At 66.8% G+C, this 14,710-nt stretch carries 14 protein-coding genes; 6 read left to right on the top strand and 8 right to left on the bottom strand.

From position 1 onward, the window contains the following. Positions 1-32: 32 nt before the first annotated feature. Positions 33-665, bottom strand: coding sequence for an ATP-dependent Clp protease proteolytic subunit (locus N8I71_RS08330; RefSeq protein ID WP_262877495.1), 633 nt, complete (start codon positions 663-665; stop codon positions 33-35). A gap of 181 nt (positions 666-846) precedes the next feature. Here N8I71_RS08330 and N8I71_RS08325 point away from each other — a divergent pair, with 181 nt between their 5' ends. After that, positions 847-2,079, top strand: a complete 1,233-nt coding sequence (locus N8I71_RS08325; protein WP_262877494.1) for an FAD-binding domain-containing protein — start codon at positions 847-849, stop codon at positions 2,077-2,079. Positions 2,080-2,192: 113 nt separating this feature from the next. Here N8I71_RS08325 and N8I71_RS08320 read toward each other — a convergent pair whose 3' ends face one another. Genes N8I71_RS08320 through N8I71_RS08305 form a run of 4 tightly spaced genes read right to left on the bottom strand, consistent with a single transcriptional unit; the run spans position 2,193 to position 5,714 of the window. Then, the gene (locus N8I71_RS08320) at positions 2,193-2,990 is read right to left on the bottom strand and encodes a creatininase family protein (protein WP_262877493.1); all 798 of its coding nucleotides are present in this window, start codon (positions 2,988-2,990) and stop codon (positions 2,193-2,195) included. Between the two features lie 54 nt (positions 2,991-3,044). Then, positions 3,045-3,470: a PaaI family thioesterase gene (locus tag N8I71_RS08315; RefSeq protein ID WP_262877492.1), complete on the bottom strand. Its 426-nt coding sequence runs from the start codon at positions 3,468-3,470 to the stop codon at positions 3,045-3,047. Next, positions 3,457-4,476, bottom strand: coding sequence for a phosphotransferase family protein (locus tag N8I71_RS08310; RefSeq protein WP_262877491.1), 1,020 nt, complete (start codon positions 4,474-4,476; stop codon positions 3,457-3,459). The genes N8I71_RS08315 and N8I71_RS08310 overlap by 14 nt, the downstream gene beginning before the upstream one ends. Further along, a complete protein-coding gene (locus N8I71_RS08305) occupies positions 4,473-5,714 on the bottom strand; it encodes an acyl-CoA dehydrogenase family protein (protein ID WP_262877490.1) in 1,242 nt (413 codons plus the stop codon). Before N8I71_RS08305 ends, N8I71_RS08310 begins: the two co-directional genes overlap by 4 nt. Before the next feature lie 117 nt (positions 5,715-5,831). On the opposite strand from N8I71_RS08305, the gene N8I71_RS08300 reads away from it, so the two are divergent. From N8I71_RS08300 to N8I71_RS08290, 3 genes are read left to right on the top strand one after another with little or no spacing between them, the layout of a single operon-like run. Beyond that, on the top strand, positions 5,832-7,046 hold the full coding sequence (locus tag N8I71_RS08300; RefSeq protein WP_262877489.1) for an acyl-CoA dehydrogenase: 1,215 nt from the start codon (positions 5,832-5,834) through the stop codon (positions 7,044-7,046). A 16-nt stretch (positions 7,047-7,062) separates the two neighbouring features. Further along, positions 7,063-8,250 carry an acyl-CoA dehydrogenase family protein gene (locus tag N8I71_RS08295; RefSeq protein WP_262877488.1) on the top strand — a complete coding sequence of 396 codons (1,188 nt, stop codon included), beginning with the start codon at positions 7,063-7,065 and terminating at the stop codon, positions 8,248-8,250. 8 nt (positions 8,251-8,258) lie between these two features. Further along, on the top strand, positions 8,259-9,320 hold the full coding sequence (locus N8I71_RS08290; RefSeq protein ID WP_262877487.1) for an acyl-CoA dehydrogenase family protein: 1,062 nt from the start codon (positions 8,259-8,261) through the stop codon (positions 9,318-9,320). Here the strand turns inward: N8I71_RS08290 and choV are convergent. From choV to choX, 3 genes are all read right to left on the bottom strand, one after another. Then, positions 9,317-10,423: a choline ABC transporter ATP-binding protein gene (gene choV / locus N8I71_RS08285; protein WP_262877486.1), complete on the bottom strand. Its 1,107-nt coding sequence runs from the start codon at positions 10,421-10,423 to the stop codon at positions 9,317-9,319. The genes N8I71_RS08290 and choV overlap by 4 nt on opposite strands. Beyond that, the gene (gene choW / locus N8I71_RS08280; RefSeq protein ID WP_406676086.1) at positions 10,420-11,373 is read right to left on the bottom strand and encodes a choline ABC transporter permease subunit; all 954 of its coding nucleotides are present in this window, start codon (positions 11,371-11,373) and stop codon (positions 10,420-10,422) included. Before choW ends, choV begins: the two co-directional genes overlap by 4 nt. Before the next feature lie 71 nt (positions 11,374-11,444). Then, positions 11,445-12,374, bottom strand: coding sequence for a choline ABC transporter substrate-binding protein (gene choX / locus N8I71_RS08275; RefSeq protein ID WP_262877485.1), 930 nt, complete (start codon positions 12,372-12,374; stop codon positions 11,445-11,447). A 138-nt stretch (positions 12,375-12,512) separates the two neighbouring features. On the opposite strand from choX, the gene betI reads away from it, so the two are divergent. Together betI and betC are read left to right on the top strand one after the other, a co-directional pair. After that, positions 12,513-13,085, top strand: a complete 573-nt coding sequence (gene betI / locus N8I71_RS08270) for a choline-binding transcriptional repressor BetI (protein WP_262877484.1) — start codon at positions 12,513-12,515, stop codon at positions 13,083-13,085. 115 nt (positions 13,086-13,200) lie between these two features. Further along, the gene (gene betC, locus N8I71_RS08265; protein ID WP_262877483.1) at positions 13,201-14,709 is read left to right on the top strand and encodes a choline-sulfatase; all 1,509 of its coding nucleotides are present in this window, start codon (positions 13,201-13,203) and stop codon (positions 14,707-14,709) included. Position 14,710 lies beyond the last annotated feature (1 nt).

Genomic DNA, 14,710 nt, shown 5'->3' with positions numbered 1-14,710 from the left:
ACACATGCCCCGGGGCAGCCCATGCCCGGAGGTTACTTTCCGGCCTCGTCGGTGGCTGCGCGGCTTTCCACGATCTCGTCGATCAGGCCCCAGGCCTTGGCCTGTTCGGGATCCATGAAATTGTCGCGTTCCAGCGCGTCGACCACCGCCTCGAAGGACTGCCCGGTGTGTTTGACATAGATCTGGTTAAGGCGGTCCTTAAGTTTCTGCGTTTCCTGGGCGTGGATCATGATGTCCGTCGCCTGCCCCTGGTAGCCGCCCGAGGGCTGGTGGACCATGATCCGGCTGTTGGGCAGCGAGAAACGCATCCCCTTTTCGCCCGCCGTCAGCAGGAGCGAGCCCATCGAGGCCGCCTGCCCCACAACCAGCGTCGAGACCTTCGGCTTGATGTACTGCATCGTGTCGTAGATCGACAGGCCGCTCGTCACCACGCCGCCGGGCGAGTTGATGTACATCGAGATTTCCTTGGAGGGATTCTCGGCCTCCAGGTGCAGCAGCTGGGCGACGATCAGGCTCGACATGCCGTCGTGGATCGGGCCCGACACGAAGATGATCCGCTCCTTCAGGAGGCGCGAGAAGATGTCGTAGGCCCGTTCGCCGCGGCTTGTCTGCTCGACCACCATCGGGACGAGCGTGTTCATGTAGGTGTCGATTGGATCGTTCATTGTCGCCTGCCTCAGGTGAATGCGCCGCTGTCTCGACCAGAGTCTTAGTTGCGCCCCGGGGGGGCTGCAAGGGCGCGACCGTCCCAAGGACGCGCGGGGCGCGTGCCGAAGGCTGCCGGCGGGACGGCGGAGACGACCCGCGGGACTGGTCGGCCGGTGCCGGGCCGCTAGCTCGCCCGGCATGACGACGACACACGCCCCCACCCGCGCCGAAGCGCTTTCCCGCCTTGCACGGTTCGCGCCGCGGGCCGGGCGCGCCTATGCCGCGGGGCGCAACCACGACCGTCCCGGCGAGGGCCATCCGGCGGTGTCGGGTCTCTCGCCCTACCTGCGCCATCGCCTCATCACCGAAGAGGAAGTTCTGAAAACTGTCCTGGGGCGCCATGGGCCGGCCGCCGCGGAGAAATTCGTGTCCGAGGTCTTTTGGAGGACCTACTGGAAGGGTTGGCTGGAACGGCGCCCTTCGGTCTGGACGGACTACCGCGCCGGCGTCCGGCGGGCGCTCGCAGGGATGGAGGACGAGCCCAGCCTCGCCGCGCGTGTCGCCGCCGCGGAGGCCGGGGAGACCGGGATCGCCTGCTTCGATGCCTGGGCGCACGAGCTTCGCCAGACCGGCTACCTGCACAACCATGCGCGGATGTGGACGGCGTCGATCTGGATCTTCACGCTTCGGCTGCCTTGGGAAATCGGCGCGGACTGGTTCCTGCGGCACCTGCTCGACGGCGATCCGGCCTCCAACACGTTGAGCTGGCGCTGGGTGGCGGGGCTGCAGACGCGCGGCAAGCACTACGTGGCCCGTGCCGAGAACATCGCCCGGTATACCGATGGCCGCTTCGACCGGCGTGGCGAGCTCGACGAGGCGCCACTGCCGCTCGACGGGCCGCCGCACCCGCCCTTGGGTCCGGTGCCCTCGGGCGACACGCCTCGCCCTGGGCTGCGCACGGGGGTTCTGCTCACGGAGGAAGACCTGAGCCCCGGTTTCCTTCTGGCCGCGCCGGGCGGGCTTGCCGATCCGGTGGCGTCTTATGCCACGCTCCTTTCGGTCGCGGATCGCTCGCCACGCGGAGTTTCGGCACAGGTCGACGGGTTCTCGAAGGGGGCGATCGAGGATGCGAGGGACCGCTGGTCCGAGCGGCTGGGCACGCGCGGCCCCGACGCGGAGACCGTCGAGGAGATCGCCGACTGGGCAAGGTCGGTCGGGCTGGAACAACTCGTCACGGCCTATGCGCCGGTAGGCCCGGCGGCCGAAGCGCTCGACCGGCTGAACACCCGGCTGGCCGGTTCAGGGACGCAGCTGGTCCGGGTGATGCGCGTTGCCGACAGAGCGGCCTGGGCCTACGCAACGCACGGGTTCTTCCGTTTCAAGAGCCGGATTCCGGACATGATCGAAGACATGACCCAATCTGGGGATTGATTGCAAATTGGCAATCATTCCTCCAATAAAAGCAGAATTTCGAAGGGGCCGTCAGCGGGTATAAATACCAGAAAATCGAAAGCCCAAGAGGGTCGATCTTATCCACAGGTGGCTCAGATCGACTGCGGAAGCCGATGCCGAACCATGTCCCGCATCAGGGCCACGAAGCCTTCAACCTGCGAGGCGATATCAGCCGCACCCAGGTCTGCCGTGGCCGACGAGGCATCGCCGACGGTGCCCTTTCCATTCAGATCCTGCGACAGCCAGCCGAGATTGGCCTCGGCCATGTGAAACCCGAGTTTCGCCGACCCCTGGCGCAGCGCCGTCTGCGCGCTGGCGAAGTCCTCGGCATGCTCCATCCGCACAAGCTCGGGATAGAGCGCGAGCATCATCGATGTCTCCGAAAGGCCGCCATGGATGTCCACCATCGGCCCCTCGGGATAGGTGTAGACCCGCGCCGCGGCCAGTCGCGTCCAGGACGTCGTGGCGACCGCCATCGCATGGGACTGGCGCAACTCGCGCGCCACGATCTCCATCGGCGCGACGTTTCCGCCGTGGCTCGTGACGATCACCAGTTTCCGCAGGCCGGCCCGCGCCACGCTATGGCCAATGGCCAGCCAGGAGCGGATGGCCGTCTCCCAGTCCAGCGTGAGGGTGCCGGGAAAAGCGATGTGTTCGTTGGACTTGCACACCTGCTGCACCGGCAGGAACGTCACCGGAAGATCATCGGGCATCGCCTCGGCGCAGCGTGCGACCATGGCCTCGGCGATGAGCGCATCGACCCCCACGGGAAGGTGCGGACCATGCTGCTCGATCGCCGCGATCGGAAGCACGGCGATCCACTCGGCCGTCTCTCCTTCGGAAAAGTCGCGCGTCGTCATCTCGCGCCAGTGCCGCCGTGGTCCGCTCATGCCAATGTCCTCCGGAGTTTTGCACCCGCAGAGAACGGCATCGGGGCGCCGGCTTCAAGTACCGGTGACGCCTGTGTCCCGGCGGTAGCGGAACACGCCCGTGGCCGTGGCGATCTGCGCGCCGGTCTCGTCGCGCAGGCTGCCGGAGGCGAAGAACGTCGATCGCCCCCCGCCTGTCCGAACCGCCTCCGCGACAAGGCGCAAGCCACTGACCTGGTTGATGTAATTCACGGTAAGCGAAAGCGTCAGCGCCATGATCCGCTGCTCGGGATCGCCGGTATGGCAGCCACTGTAACCCATCGCGGTGTCGAGAAGCGTGGCGTGGATGCCGCCGTGAACCAGACCCTGTCGATTCGAAAAGTGCGGCCCGACCGGAAGCTCGACCCGCGCCCAGCCTTCTCGCCAGCCCGTCAACGCGAACCCCAGGTGCTTCTGAAGCGCGTAGGCCTCTTCCCGCAAGCGGGGGTCAAGTTCGGACATCGAGCGCCTCCAGTCCCGCCTCGGCATAGAGTGGCACGAACTCTCCCAGGCGCAGGCCCCGCTCGGGGTCCGAGGCATTCCCGTCGAGCGCGCGCTTCTTCACGCCCTGCAGGATCGCCGCCATCCGGAAGAAGCAGAAGGCCACGTAAACGCCGAAATTATCTATGCTTTTCAGTCCCATGAGGTCGCAATAGCGGGCGACGAACTCGGCATCCGTCATCAGGCCCTCGGCCTCACGGTCGACGCCGCGCAGGCCGCGGCCCTGCTCTCCCGGGGGCATCTGCCACTGCATGACGACGCCCGCGAGATCAGCGAAGGGGTGCCCGAGAGTCGACAACTCCCAGTCGAGCACCGCGACGATTTCCGGCCCGTCCGGCGCGAAAAGCAGGTTGTCGATCCGGTAATCCCCGTGGACCAGCGCCACGCGCCCGTCATCCTCGGGACAGGCGGCGTCCAGCGCGGTCATGAGGCGATCCATCGCCGGGATCGCCCCGGTTTCCGTCGCACGGTATTGCCCCGTCCAGCGATCGATCTGGCGGCGGAAGTAGTTGCCGCGGGGCCCGTAGTCGCCAAGACCGGCGGCATCGACATCGAACGTGTGGATCGCCGCAAGAACACGGGCCATCTCGTTGAAGTAAAATGACCTTTCCTGCCTGAGAACCTCCGGAAGGCGGGGGTCGTCGAAGCAGCGTCCCGCGACATGCTCCATCACGTAGAACGGCGATCCGATGACCGTGTCGTCCTCGCAAAGCGCGATCATCCCGGCAACGGGGACGTCGCTCCCGGCCAGCGCCGCCTGAACGCGGTACTCCCGCTCGACCGCATGGGCCGACTTCAGGAGGGTTCCGGGCGGCTTGCGACGCAGGACGAAGGTGTTGTCCTCCGCTTCGAGAAGATATGTCGGATTGGACTGCCCGCCCGAGAATTTCCTTGCGTGCAGAATAGGTTGGGCGCCCGCAACGTGGTCGCGCATCCACGCGGACACGGCCGCGACATCGAGGCTCATGTCGCAGAATTCGTGTACTTGCGCAGCTCGGCCCGCGCCACCTGCCGCCGGTGCACCGCGTCCGGTCCATCGGCGAAACGCAGCGTCCTGAGATCAGCCCAGAGTGCGGCAAGCGGCGTGTCCTGGCTGATGCCGGTCGCGCCATAGATCTGCATCGCCTCGTCCACCACCTTCAGCGCCATGAGCGGAGCCTGAACCTTGATCTTCGAGATCCAGGGCTGCGCGGCACGGACGCCCGCGGTATCCATCATGTACGCCGCCTTGAGGCACAGAAGGCGCGTCATCTCGATCTCGATCCGGGCATTGGCGATGATGTCGTAGTTCGCGCCCAGCTCGGCCAGCGGCTTGCCGAAGGCCGACCGCGACAGCGCCCTTTTGCACATGAGTTCAAGGGCATACTCGGCCCGCCCGATGGCGCGCATGCAATGATGGATACGCCCCGGTCCAAGCCGCCCCTGCGCAACCTCGAAGCCGCGCCCCTCGCCCAGGACCACCGCGTCGGCGGGCACCCGCACATCGGTGAAGCGGATATGCATGTGCCCGTGCGGCGCGTCGTCATGGCCGAAGACCTGCATGGGTCGCAGGATCTCGATCCCTGCGGTGTCTGCCGGCACGAACAGCATCGTGTGCCGCGCGTGTTTCGCGGCGCCCGGATCGGTGCAGGCCATGACGATATAGAGCGAGCAGCGCGGGTCCCCCGCCCCGGTCGCCCAATATTTCTCGCCGTTTAGAACGTAATCCTGACCTTGCCGTTCGCATTTGAGCGAAATCTGAGCGGCGTCGGAGGAGGCGATATCGGGCTCCGTCATCAGGTAGGCCGACCGCGTTTCGCCGGCCATGAGCCCCGGCAGCCAGCGCGCCTTCTGCGCCTCGGTCCCGTAGCGTTCGAGCACTTCCATGTTGCCGGTGTCGGGCGCGTTGCAGTTGAACACCTCGGGCGCGATGGTGACGGCACCCATTTCCTCGGCGAGATAGGCATATTCGACGGTCGTCAGCCCGTAGCCCTTGTCGCTGTCGGTCAGCCAGAAGTTCCAAAGTCCCCGTGCGCGGGCTTTTTCCTTCAGGCTGTTGAGAATATCCAACTGCCTGTCCGTCATGGCGAAGCGGTCGCCCGAGGGATGGCGCCCGACCTCGGCGTGGTATTCGGCGTCGAGCGGCGCGATCTCGTCGCGGACCATGCGTCGCACGGCCTCCACCAGCGGCCGCACGCGGTCCGTCATTCCAAGATCCATCGCCATCCTCCCTCGCCTTTGTCGGAAAGCTAGCCGCCCCCCAAGGGACCCGCAAGCGCAGGCAGGCTTGCAGCGGCCGGGCAATTCATGAGACTTGGGAGGGATTGGAGAGGGAGTTTCATCATGCCTGACGGTCAGACCCGCCACACCGGCCCCTCGCTCGCGCCGTTCGACTGGGCCGACCCGTTTCACCTGACGGACCAGCTCGGCGAGGACGAGCGCATGGTCGCGGAAAGTGCCCGCAGCTTTGCCGAGGATCAGCTTCTGCCGCGCGCGAACGACGCTTATCTCAACGAGAAGGTCGCGCCGGAACTCTTTGGGCTCATGGGGGAAATGGGCCTTCTTGGCACCACGATCCCCGAGGAATACGGCGGCCTGGGCGCGGGCTACGTCACCTATGGCCTCGTCGCGCGCGAGATCGAGCGCGTCGACAGCGGCTACCGCTCGATGATGTCGGTCCAGTCGAGCCTCGTGATGTATCCGATCCACGCCTACGGGTCGGAGGAGCAGCGTCGGAAATACCTGCCGGGGCTGGCCAAGGGTGAGCTCATCGGCTGTTTCGGGCTGACGGAACCCGATGCAGGCAGCGACCCGGCAGGCATGAAAACCGTGGCGAAACAGGTAGATGGCGGATACCGCATCTCGGGCGCGAAGATGTGGATCTCGAATTCGCCCATCGCCGATGTCTTCGTGGTCTGGGCGAAATCCGACGCCCATGGCGGCAAGATCCGGGGCTTCGTCCTCGAGAAGGGGATGAAGGGGCTTTCGGCGCCGAAGATCGGCGGCAAACTCTCGCTCCGCGCCTCGGTCACCGGCGAGATCGTGATGGACGGCGTCGAGGTGGGCGAGGACGCGCTTCTGCCCGGCGTCGAGGGTCTGAAGGGTCCCTTCGGCTGCCTCAACCGCGCGCGCTATGGCATCGCCTGGGGCGTGATGGGCGCGGCCGAGGATTGCTGGCACCGGGCGCGGCAATACGGCCTCGACCGGGTGCAGTTCGGGCGGCCCCTGGCGCAGACGCAGCTGTTCCAGAAGAAACTGGCCGACATGCAGACGGAGATCGCGCTGGGTCTCCAGGCCGCCTTGCGGGCGGGACGGATGCTGGAGGAAGGGACCTGTGCGCCCGAGGTCATCTCGCTGATAAAGCGGAACAATTGCGGCAAGGCGCTGGATATCGCGCGGATGGCGCGCGACATGCATGGCGGCAACGGGATCATGGCGGAATACCACGTGATGCGGCACGCCCAGAACCTCGAGACGGTGAACACCTACGAGGGGACGCATGACGTGCACGCCCTGATCCTCGGCCGCGCGCAAACCGGATTGCAAGCGTTCTTCTGAGCGGAAGGGGACGGCGATGGACCTGAGCTATTCGCCCGAGGAACGCGCCTTCGAGGCGGAGGTGCGGGCGTTTCTCGCCGAGAAGCTTCCGCCCGAAATCGCCGCGACGGTGCAGGCCCGGAAGGAACTGACCAAGGGCGAGCTGGAGCGCTGGCATGCCATCCTGAACGAGAAGGGGTGGCTCGCCGGGCCGTGGCCGAAGGAATTCGGCGGCCAGGGCTGGGGTCCGGTCGAGGCGCATATCTTCGAGGAGGAATGCTGCCGCGCGGGCGCGCCACGGATCGTGCCCTTCGGCGTGCGGATGCTGGCGCCCGTCCTGATGAAGTTCGGCACGGCGGAGCAGCAGGCGGAATTCCTGCCGCGTATCCTCGACGGGCGCGACTGGTGGTGCCAGGGCTATTCCGAACCCGGCGCGGGATCGGACCTCGCCAGCCTCAGGACGAAGGCCGAGCGGGACGGCGACGCCTACGTGGTGAACGGGCAGAAGACCTGGACGACGCTCGGCCAATACGCCAACCGCATCTTCTGCCTCGTGCGCACCAAGGCCGAAGGCAAGCCGCAAGAGGGGATATCCTTCCTGCTGGTCGACCTCGACACGCCCGGCATCGAGATGCGCCCGATCCGCCTGATCGAGGGCGGCTACGAGGTGAACGAGGTCTTCTTCACCGATGTCCGGGTGCCCGTGGCGAACCTTGTCGGCGCGGAGAACGAGGGCTGGACGATCGCCAAGTTCCTGCTTGGCCACGAGCGGACGAACATCGCCGGCGTCGGCTTCTCGCTGCAGGCGCTGGAGCAGGTGAAGGACCTCGCCCACCGCGTCATGCGGAACGGCAAGCCCCTGATCCGGAACACCCTTTTTGCCGCACGGCTGGCGCGGGTGGAGGCGGAACTTGAGGCGATGAAGATCACCAACCTGCGGATGCTGGCACGCGCGGCGGAGGGCGGGCGGCTGACCTCCGAGCCCTCGATGCTGAAGATCACGGGCACCGTGATCCGGCAGGAAATCAACGACCTCGCGCGACGCGCGCTCGGCCCCGCCGCCGCGCCTTTTCCCTCGGAGGAACTGGAAGGCAACCTCGCCATCGCGCCCGAGGGACATGCGCGGGACGCGGCGAGCTACTTCAACAACCGCAAGATCTCGATCTACGGCGGATCGAACGAGATTCAGCGCAACATCCTTGCCAAGGGGTTGATGCAAAAATGAATTTCGAGATGAGCGACGATCGCCGAATGCTGGCCGACACGCTGCGCCGGGCGCTGGCGGAAGGCTACGGGTTCGAACACCGCACGCGGGTCGCCTACGAGCCCCCGTTCCATGACCCCGGCCAATGGGCGGCCCTGTGCGAGCTTGGGCTTCTTTACGCCTTCGCGGGCGAGGATACGGGCGGCATGGGCGGCAGCGGTTTCGACATCGCGGTCGTGTTCGAGGAAATCGGCCGCGCGCTCTGCCCCGAGCCGGTTCTGCCCGCCCTGATGGCGACGAAGCTCATGGAGGCGGCGGGCGCGCCGCTCGACGACATGCTGTCCGGCGCGGTGCGCCACGCCGTCGCCATGGGCGAGACGGATGCGCCCTATGACCTTGCGGGCATCGCGGCACGGGCCACCAAGACGACGGATGGCTGGGCGCTTTCGGGTCGCAAGTCCGTGGTCTACGGCGCGGGGGTGGCCGAAAGGCTGCTTGTCCTCGCGCGGGATGGCGACGGCCTTGCCCTCTTCGACGTCGCCGCCTCCGATGCCCAGATCGTGCCTTACGGCATGATCGACGGCGGCCCGGCAGGCGAGGTCCTGCTCGACGGCACCCCGGCCACGCGCCTCGACCTCGATGCGGAAACGGCGGCGCAGGACGCGCTCGACTGGGCCGCGCTGGCGCTTGCGGCGGAGGCGCTCGGCGCGATGAAGGCCACTTTCGGGCTCCTGACCGACTACCTCGCCACGCGCCGGCAGTTCGGGCAACCGATCGGCGCATTCCAGGCGTTGCAGCACCGTGCGGTCGACCTTTCGATCGAGATCGAGCAGGCGCGCTCCATCGTCATTTCCGGGGCCGCCGCCATGGGCGGACCCGCGCAATCGCACCGCGCCAGCCAGGCAAAGCATCTCGTGGGACGGATTGCCCGGCAGGTGGCGGAAGAGGCGATCCAGATGCATGGCGGCATCGCGATGACCTGGGAATACCCGGTCAGCCACTATGCAAAGCGGCTCGTGATGATCGACCACCAGTTCGGCGATACCGACCACCACCTCGAGCGGCTGATCGAAACGCTGCAGGCGGGCTAGCCGCCCTTCACGATCCCCTCGAAAAAGCCGGTTTCCTCTTCCTCCTCGACGTCGTCGATGGCCTCCTCGTCGGGCGTCTCGTCGAGGCAGAGGCGCGCGACGATGCTGTCGGTGGTGACAGTCCCGATGACGTGCCCCGCCTCCTCCACGACGATGCGACGCGCGCCGCCGGCCAGCACCTCCATCAGGTCGCGCACGGGCGTCTCCGCGCCGTGCCGCGGCCCGAGCGTCTTGGCGTTGCCCACGCCCGCCAGCATCACGTCCCGCGCCGTCAGCACGCCGAGCGGGTTCATGTTGGCCACGAATTCGGCGACGTAGTCGCTGGCCGGGTCCGAGAAGATGTCGCGCGGGGTGCCGCATTGCACGATCCGCCCGCCTTCCATGATGGCGATGCGATTGCCGATCTTGAACGCCTCGTCCAGGTCGTGGCTGACGAAGATGATCGTGCGTTTCAGGTCGCGCTGGAGGTCCAGAAGCTCGTCCTGGAGTTTCGTCCGGATCAGCGGGTCGAGGGCCGAGAAGGGCTCGTCCATCAGCAGGATCGGCGCGTCGGTGGCGAAGGCACGGGCGAGGCCCACACGCTGCTGCATGCCCCCCGACAACTCACCCACCCTCCGGTCGGCCCAGTCAGACAGGCCGACGAGGGCCAGCTGACGCTCGACCCGTTCATTGCGCTCGTCGGCCGCCATTCCTGACAGTTCCAGCCCGAAGCCCACGTTCTCGCGAACGCTGCGCCAGGGCAGAAGCCCGAAGGCCTGGAACACCATCGCGACCCGGGTCTGCCGGATCTCGCGCAGGGTCCTGGCGTCGGCATGGGTGACGTCCACCATCCGCCCTCCGGCGGCCACCTCGACCGAGCCGCGCGCCACGGGGTTCAGGCCGTTGACGGCCCGAAGAAGCGTGGATTTGCCAGACCCCGAAAGCCCCATGAGCACGAGGATCTCGCCCTCCTTCACCTCGAGCGAACAGTCGTGGACGCCCAGAACATGGCTCGTGGCGGACTGGATCTCCTCGCGGCTGGCTCCCGCATCGGCCATCTCGAGCGCCATCTGCGGCGACGGGCCGAACATGATGCAGACATCGTTGAAGCGCACGGCGGTCATTTCGTGGGCACCCTGAGCAGCCGGTCGAGCAGGATCGCCACGACCACGATGATGAGGCCCGCCTCGAAGCCGAGGCCGGTGTTCACCTGGTTGAGCGCCCGCACCACCGGAACGCCGAGGCCGTCGGCCCCCACCAGCGCCGCGATCACCACCATGCTGAGCGACAGCATGATGGTCTGGTTCAGGCCGGCCATGATCTGCGGCGTGGCATAGGGCAGCTCGACCTTCCACAGCTTCTGTCGCGGGGTCGCGCCGAAGGCATCGGCTGCCTCCATCAGCGCCTGGGGCGTCGAGGAGATGCCCAGATGCGTCAGGCGGATCGGCGCGGGCAGGACGAAGATGACGGTGGCGATCAGGCCCGGCACCATGCCGATGCCGAAGAACACGATGGCGGGGATCAGGTAGACGAAGGTCGGAAGCGTCTGCATCAGGTCGAGGACGGGGCGCATCCATGAATAAAGGCGCGGCCGATGCGCCGCCGCGATGCCGATCGGCACGCCGACGCCCATGCAGACCACGCAGGCCGACAGGACCAGCGTCAGGCTTTCGGTCGTCTCGTCCCAGTATCCCTGGTTGATGACGAAGAGGAGGCCCACGACGATCAGCGCGGGCATCTTCCAGTTCCGGTGCATCCACCACGCCACGAGCGCGAAAAGCGCCATGATCAAGAAGGGATGCAGCGCCTCGGGGTAGAGATACGTCACCTCCGAGCGGCGAAGGTCCCAGATCCAGCCGGTGTTTGGCGGCTCCTGCAGCAGCGCGAGGATCGCCTCGATCATGACCTCGAGCGCCGCGGACATGGCGTCGAAAACGCCCGCAAGGTTGTCCTGAAGCCAGTCGAACCCGGCCGAGGCGGCATCGCCCACGCGCAGCTTGCATTCGGACAGAAGGGAAAGCGGCCCCATGCCTTCCGGCAGCCCCTCGTCGCATTCGGTGAGCCAGTTCAGCATCGATCGTCAGCCCCTCAGGCAAACGGGCGGCACGTCATCGCAGCCGCCCGTTCGAGCCACGTGTCAGTGGATCAAAGCCCGAGCGCTTGCGACACGGCCGCCGCGGCGTCGCCGCCATCCACCGTCGTCACGCCGTCGAGCCAGCCCATCACGACATCAGGGTTGGCCGAAAGCCACGCGGTCGCGGCATCTTCCGGATCCTCGCCGTCGTTCAGGATCGCGCCCATGATCTCGTTTTCCATGGCGAGGCTGAACTCGAGGTTGTTGAGGAACGTCCCGAGGTTCGGGCATTCGGCCACGTAACCCGCGCGCGTGTTGGTGTAGACCGTGGCGCCGCCGAGGTCGGGGCCGAACCAGTCGTCGCCACCCGTGAGGTAGGTCAGCTCGAAATTGGCGTTCATCGGGTGGGGCTCCCAGCCGAGGAAGACGATGGGCTCGTTCCGGTCGCTCGCGCGGGCGACCTGCGCCAGCATCCCCTGCTCGGAGCTTTCGACCACGTCGAACTCGGCCGCACCGAGGCCGAAGGCATCCGCCGCGATCATGTCCATGATGAGCCGGTTGCCGTCGTTGCCCGGCTCGATCCCGTAGATGCTGTTGTCGAGGGCATCCGCGGCCGCGGCGATGTCCGAGAAATCGGCGATCCCCATGGCCGCGCCTGCGGCGTTGGTGGCGAGCGTGTATTTCGCGCCTTCGAGGTTGGCACGAACGGTATCGACCGTGCCCGCGTCGCGGTAGGGCGCGATGTCGGCCTCCATCGTCGGCATCCAGTTGCCAAGGAAGATGTCCACGTCGCCCCCGGCCAGCGAGGTGTAGGTCACCGGCACCGACAGCACGAGCGTCTCGGTCTCGTAGCCCAGTGCCTCGAGCACGACAGTCGTCGCGGCCGTCGTCGCGGTGATGTCGGTCCAGCCCACATCCGAGAAAGTCACGGTCTCGCAATCGGCGAAGGCGGCCCCCGCGGCGAGAGCGGAAATGGCGGTAGCGGTCAGAAGGCGGGTCATTCGATATCTCCCTGTCGTTTTTTGCAGTCTTTGTCTGGCGACAGTTTCAACACCCCACCGGCCCCGTGGCAAGCGGTCATGCGGATTGATTGACGAGTCAATCAACAAATGGCAGCAAGGCGGAGCGGAGGATGGCCCATGTCGGGACGCGGAATCGAGACGCTGAGGCGCGAGGAACTGGTCGAGGCGGCGATCTTCGAGATCGGCGCCACGGGCAGCCTCGATGTGACCGTCGGGCAGATCGCGAAGCGCGCGGGCGTCTCGCCCGCCCTCGCCTTTCACTACTTCGGCGGCAAGGACCGGCTGTTCCTGGCGGCGATGCGTGCGATTCTCACGCTTTACGGCGTCGAGACTCGGCGCGAATTGGCCGGTGCGCGCGGCCCTCGGGACCGGCTTTCGGCGCTGGTCCGGGCCAGTTTCGGTGGCCGCAATTTCCAGCCCGAGGTGGTGGCCGCGTGGCTCAACTTCTACGTGGTGGCCCAGACCCAGCCGGAAGCCGCGCGTCTCTTGCGGGTCTACCAGCACCGGCTGGTGTCGAACCTCACCCATGCGCTGCGCCCCTTGACGGAGGAACCCGTCGGGGTGGCGCGCACCGCCGCGGCCCTGATCGACGGGCTCTATATCCGCCATGCGCTGGCCGAGGTTGGGCCGCCCGACGCCACCGCGGCCATCGCAACGGTCGAGGCCTATTTCGACGGGATCCTGCGATGAGCGGCCTGATCGCAGTCCATGCCCGGTCCATCCCGCACCGCACCGGGGTCGGGTCCCCGGGCCATCCTGTCGCGTCCGAATTCCCGCAACGCATGAAGGCGCACCGGTTCTGAACATGGCACAACCCAACATCCTGATCGTGATGGTCGACCAGCTGAACGGGACGCTCTTCCCCGACGGCCCCGCCGACTGGCTCCATGCGCCGACGCTCAAGGCGCTGGCGGCCCGCTCCACGCGTTTCGCCAATGCCTACACGGCTTCGCCCCTCTGCGCGCCCGGGCGGGCGAGCTTCATGTCGGGGCGGCTCCCCTCGCGCACGCGGGTCTACGACAACGCCGCCGAGTTCGCCTCGGACATCCCGACCTTCGCCCACCACCTGCGCCGCGCGGGCTACCGCACCTGCCTGTCGGGCAAGATGCATTTCGTCGGGCCCGACCAGCTCCATGGCTTCGAGGAGCGTCTGACGACCGACATCTACCCCGCCGATTTCGGCTGGACCCCGGATTACCGCAAGCCCGGCGAGCGGATCGACTGGTGGTATCACAACCTCGGCTCGGTTACCGGGGCTGGCGTGGCCGAGATCACCAACCAGATGGAATACGACGACGAGGTCGCCTTTCTGGCCGAGCAGAAGCTTTACGATCTCGCGCGCGGCCACGACGCGCGGCCCTGGTGCCTCACCGTCAGCTTCACGCATCCCCATGACCCCTATGTCGCACGCCGGGAATTCTGGGATCTCTACGGCGATTGCAGGCACCTGCAGCCGGCGGTCGCAGCCCTTCCCTACGAAGGCCACGACCCGCATTCGCAGCGCCTCTTCGACGCCAACGACTGGCGCAATTACGAGATCACCGAGGATCACGTCGCCCGTGCCCGCCGCGCCTATTTCGCCAACATCACCTATCTCGACGGGAAGATAGCGGGGCTGCTGGACGTGCTCGACCGCACCCGGCAGGAGGCGATCGTCGTCTTCGTCTCTGACCACGGCGACATGCTGGGCGAGCGGGGATTGTGGTTCAAGATGAGCTTCTTCGAAGGCTCCTCGCGCGTGCCGCTGATGATCTCGGCGCCGGGCCTCGCGCCGGGGCTGATCGAGACCCCCGTTTCCACGCTCGACGTCTGCCCGACCCTCTGCGCACTCGCCGGCGTGGACCTGGCCGAGGTCATGCCCTGGACCGATGGCGAGAGCCTTCTGCCGCTGGCCCAGGGAGCTCTCCGCGAAAGCCCCGTCGCCATGGAATACGCCGCCGAGGGGACTATCTCGCCGATGATCGCGCTGCGGGCCGGGCGCTGGAAATACACCAACTGCGCCGCCGACCCCGAGCAGCTCTTCGACCTCACGGCCGATCCGCACGAAATGAACAACCTCGCGGAGGATGCGGCCCAAGCGCAGGTCCTCGAAAGGTTCCGCGTGATGGCCGCCGCCCGCTGGGACCTCGAAGCGTTCGACGCCGAGGTGCGCGACAGCCAGGCGCGGCGGCTCGTGGTCTACGAAAGCCTGAGAAACGGCGCGTATTTCCCATGGGATTTCCAGCCGTTGCGGGCGGCATCGGATCGCTACATGCGCAACCACATGGATCTGAACGTGCTGGAAGAAAACCAGCGCTTCCCAAGGGGGGAATAGG

The organism is Roseicyclus sediminis, assembly GCF_025515305.1.
Lineage (GTDB): Bacteria > Pseudomonadota > Alphaproteobacteria > Rhodobacterales > Rhodobacteraceae > Roseibacterium > Roseibacterium sediminis.
Note: the sequence above shows the minus strand (reverse complement) of the source record. Positions and strands in the feature narration are given on the sequence as shown.

Bases quoted from the DNA above. Each gene is read 5' to 3' on its own strand.
- N8I71_RS08330 (WP_262877495.1), bottom strand. From the start codon at position 665: ATGAACGATCCAATCGACACCTACATGAACACGCTCGTCCCGATGGTG.
- N8I71_RS08325 (WP_262877494.1), top strand. From the start codon at position 847: ATGACGACGACACACGCCCCCACCCGCGCCGAAGCGCTTTCCCGCCTT.
- N8I71_RS08320 (WP_262877493.1), bottom strand. From the start codon at position 2,990: ATGAGCGGACCACGGCGGCACTGGCGCGAGATGACGACGCGCGACTTT.
- N8I71_RS08315 (WP_262877492.1), bottom strand. From the start codon at position 3,470: ATGTCCGAACTTGACCCCCGCTTGCGGGAAGAGGCCTACGCGCTTCAG.
- N8I71_RS08310 (WP_262877491.1), bottom strand. From the start codon at position 4,476: ATGAGCCTCGATGTCGCGGCCGTGTCCGCGTGGATGCGCGACCACGTT.
- N8I71_RS08305 (WP_262877490.1), bottom strand. From the start codon at position 5,714: ATGGCGATGGATCTTGGAATGACGGACCGCGTGCGGCCGCTGGTGGAG.
- N8I71_RS08300 (WP_262877489.1), top strand. From the start codon at position 5,832: ATGCCTGACGGTCAGACCCGCCACACCGGCCCCTCGCTCGCGCCGTTC.
- N8I71_RS08295 (WP_262877488.1), top strand. From the start codon at position 7,063: ATGGACCTGAGCTATTCGCCCGAGGAACGCGCCTTCGAGGCGGAGGTG.
- N8I71_RS08290 (WP_262877487.1), top strand. From the start codon at position 8,259: ATGAGCGACGATCGCCGAATGCTGGCCGACACGCTGCGCCGGGCGCTG.
- choV (WP_262877486.1), bottom strand. From the start codon at position 10,423: ATGACCGCCGTGCGCTTCAACGATGTCTGCATCATGTTCGGCCCGTCG.
- choW (WP_406676086.1), bottom strand. From the start codon at position 11,373: ATGCTGAACTGGCTCACCGAATGCGACGAGGGGCTGCCGGAAGGCATG.
- choX (WP_262877485.1), bottom strand. From the start codon at position 12,374: ATGACCCGCCTTCTGACCGCTACCGCCATTTCCGCTCTCGCCGCGGGG.
- betI (WP_262877484.1), top strand. From the start codon at position 12,513: ATGTCGGGACGCGGAATCGAGACGCTGAGGCGCGAGGAACTGGTCGAG.
- betC (WP_262877483.1), top strand. From the start codon at position 13,201: ATGGCACAACCCAACATCCTGATCGTGATGGTCGACCAGCTGAACGGG.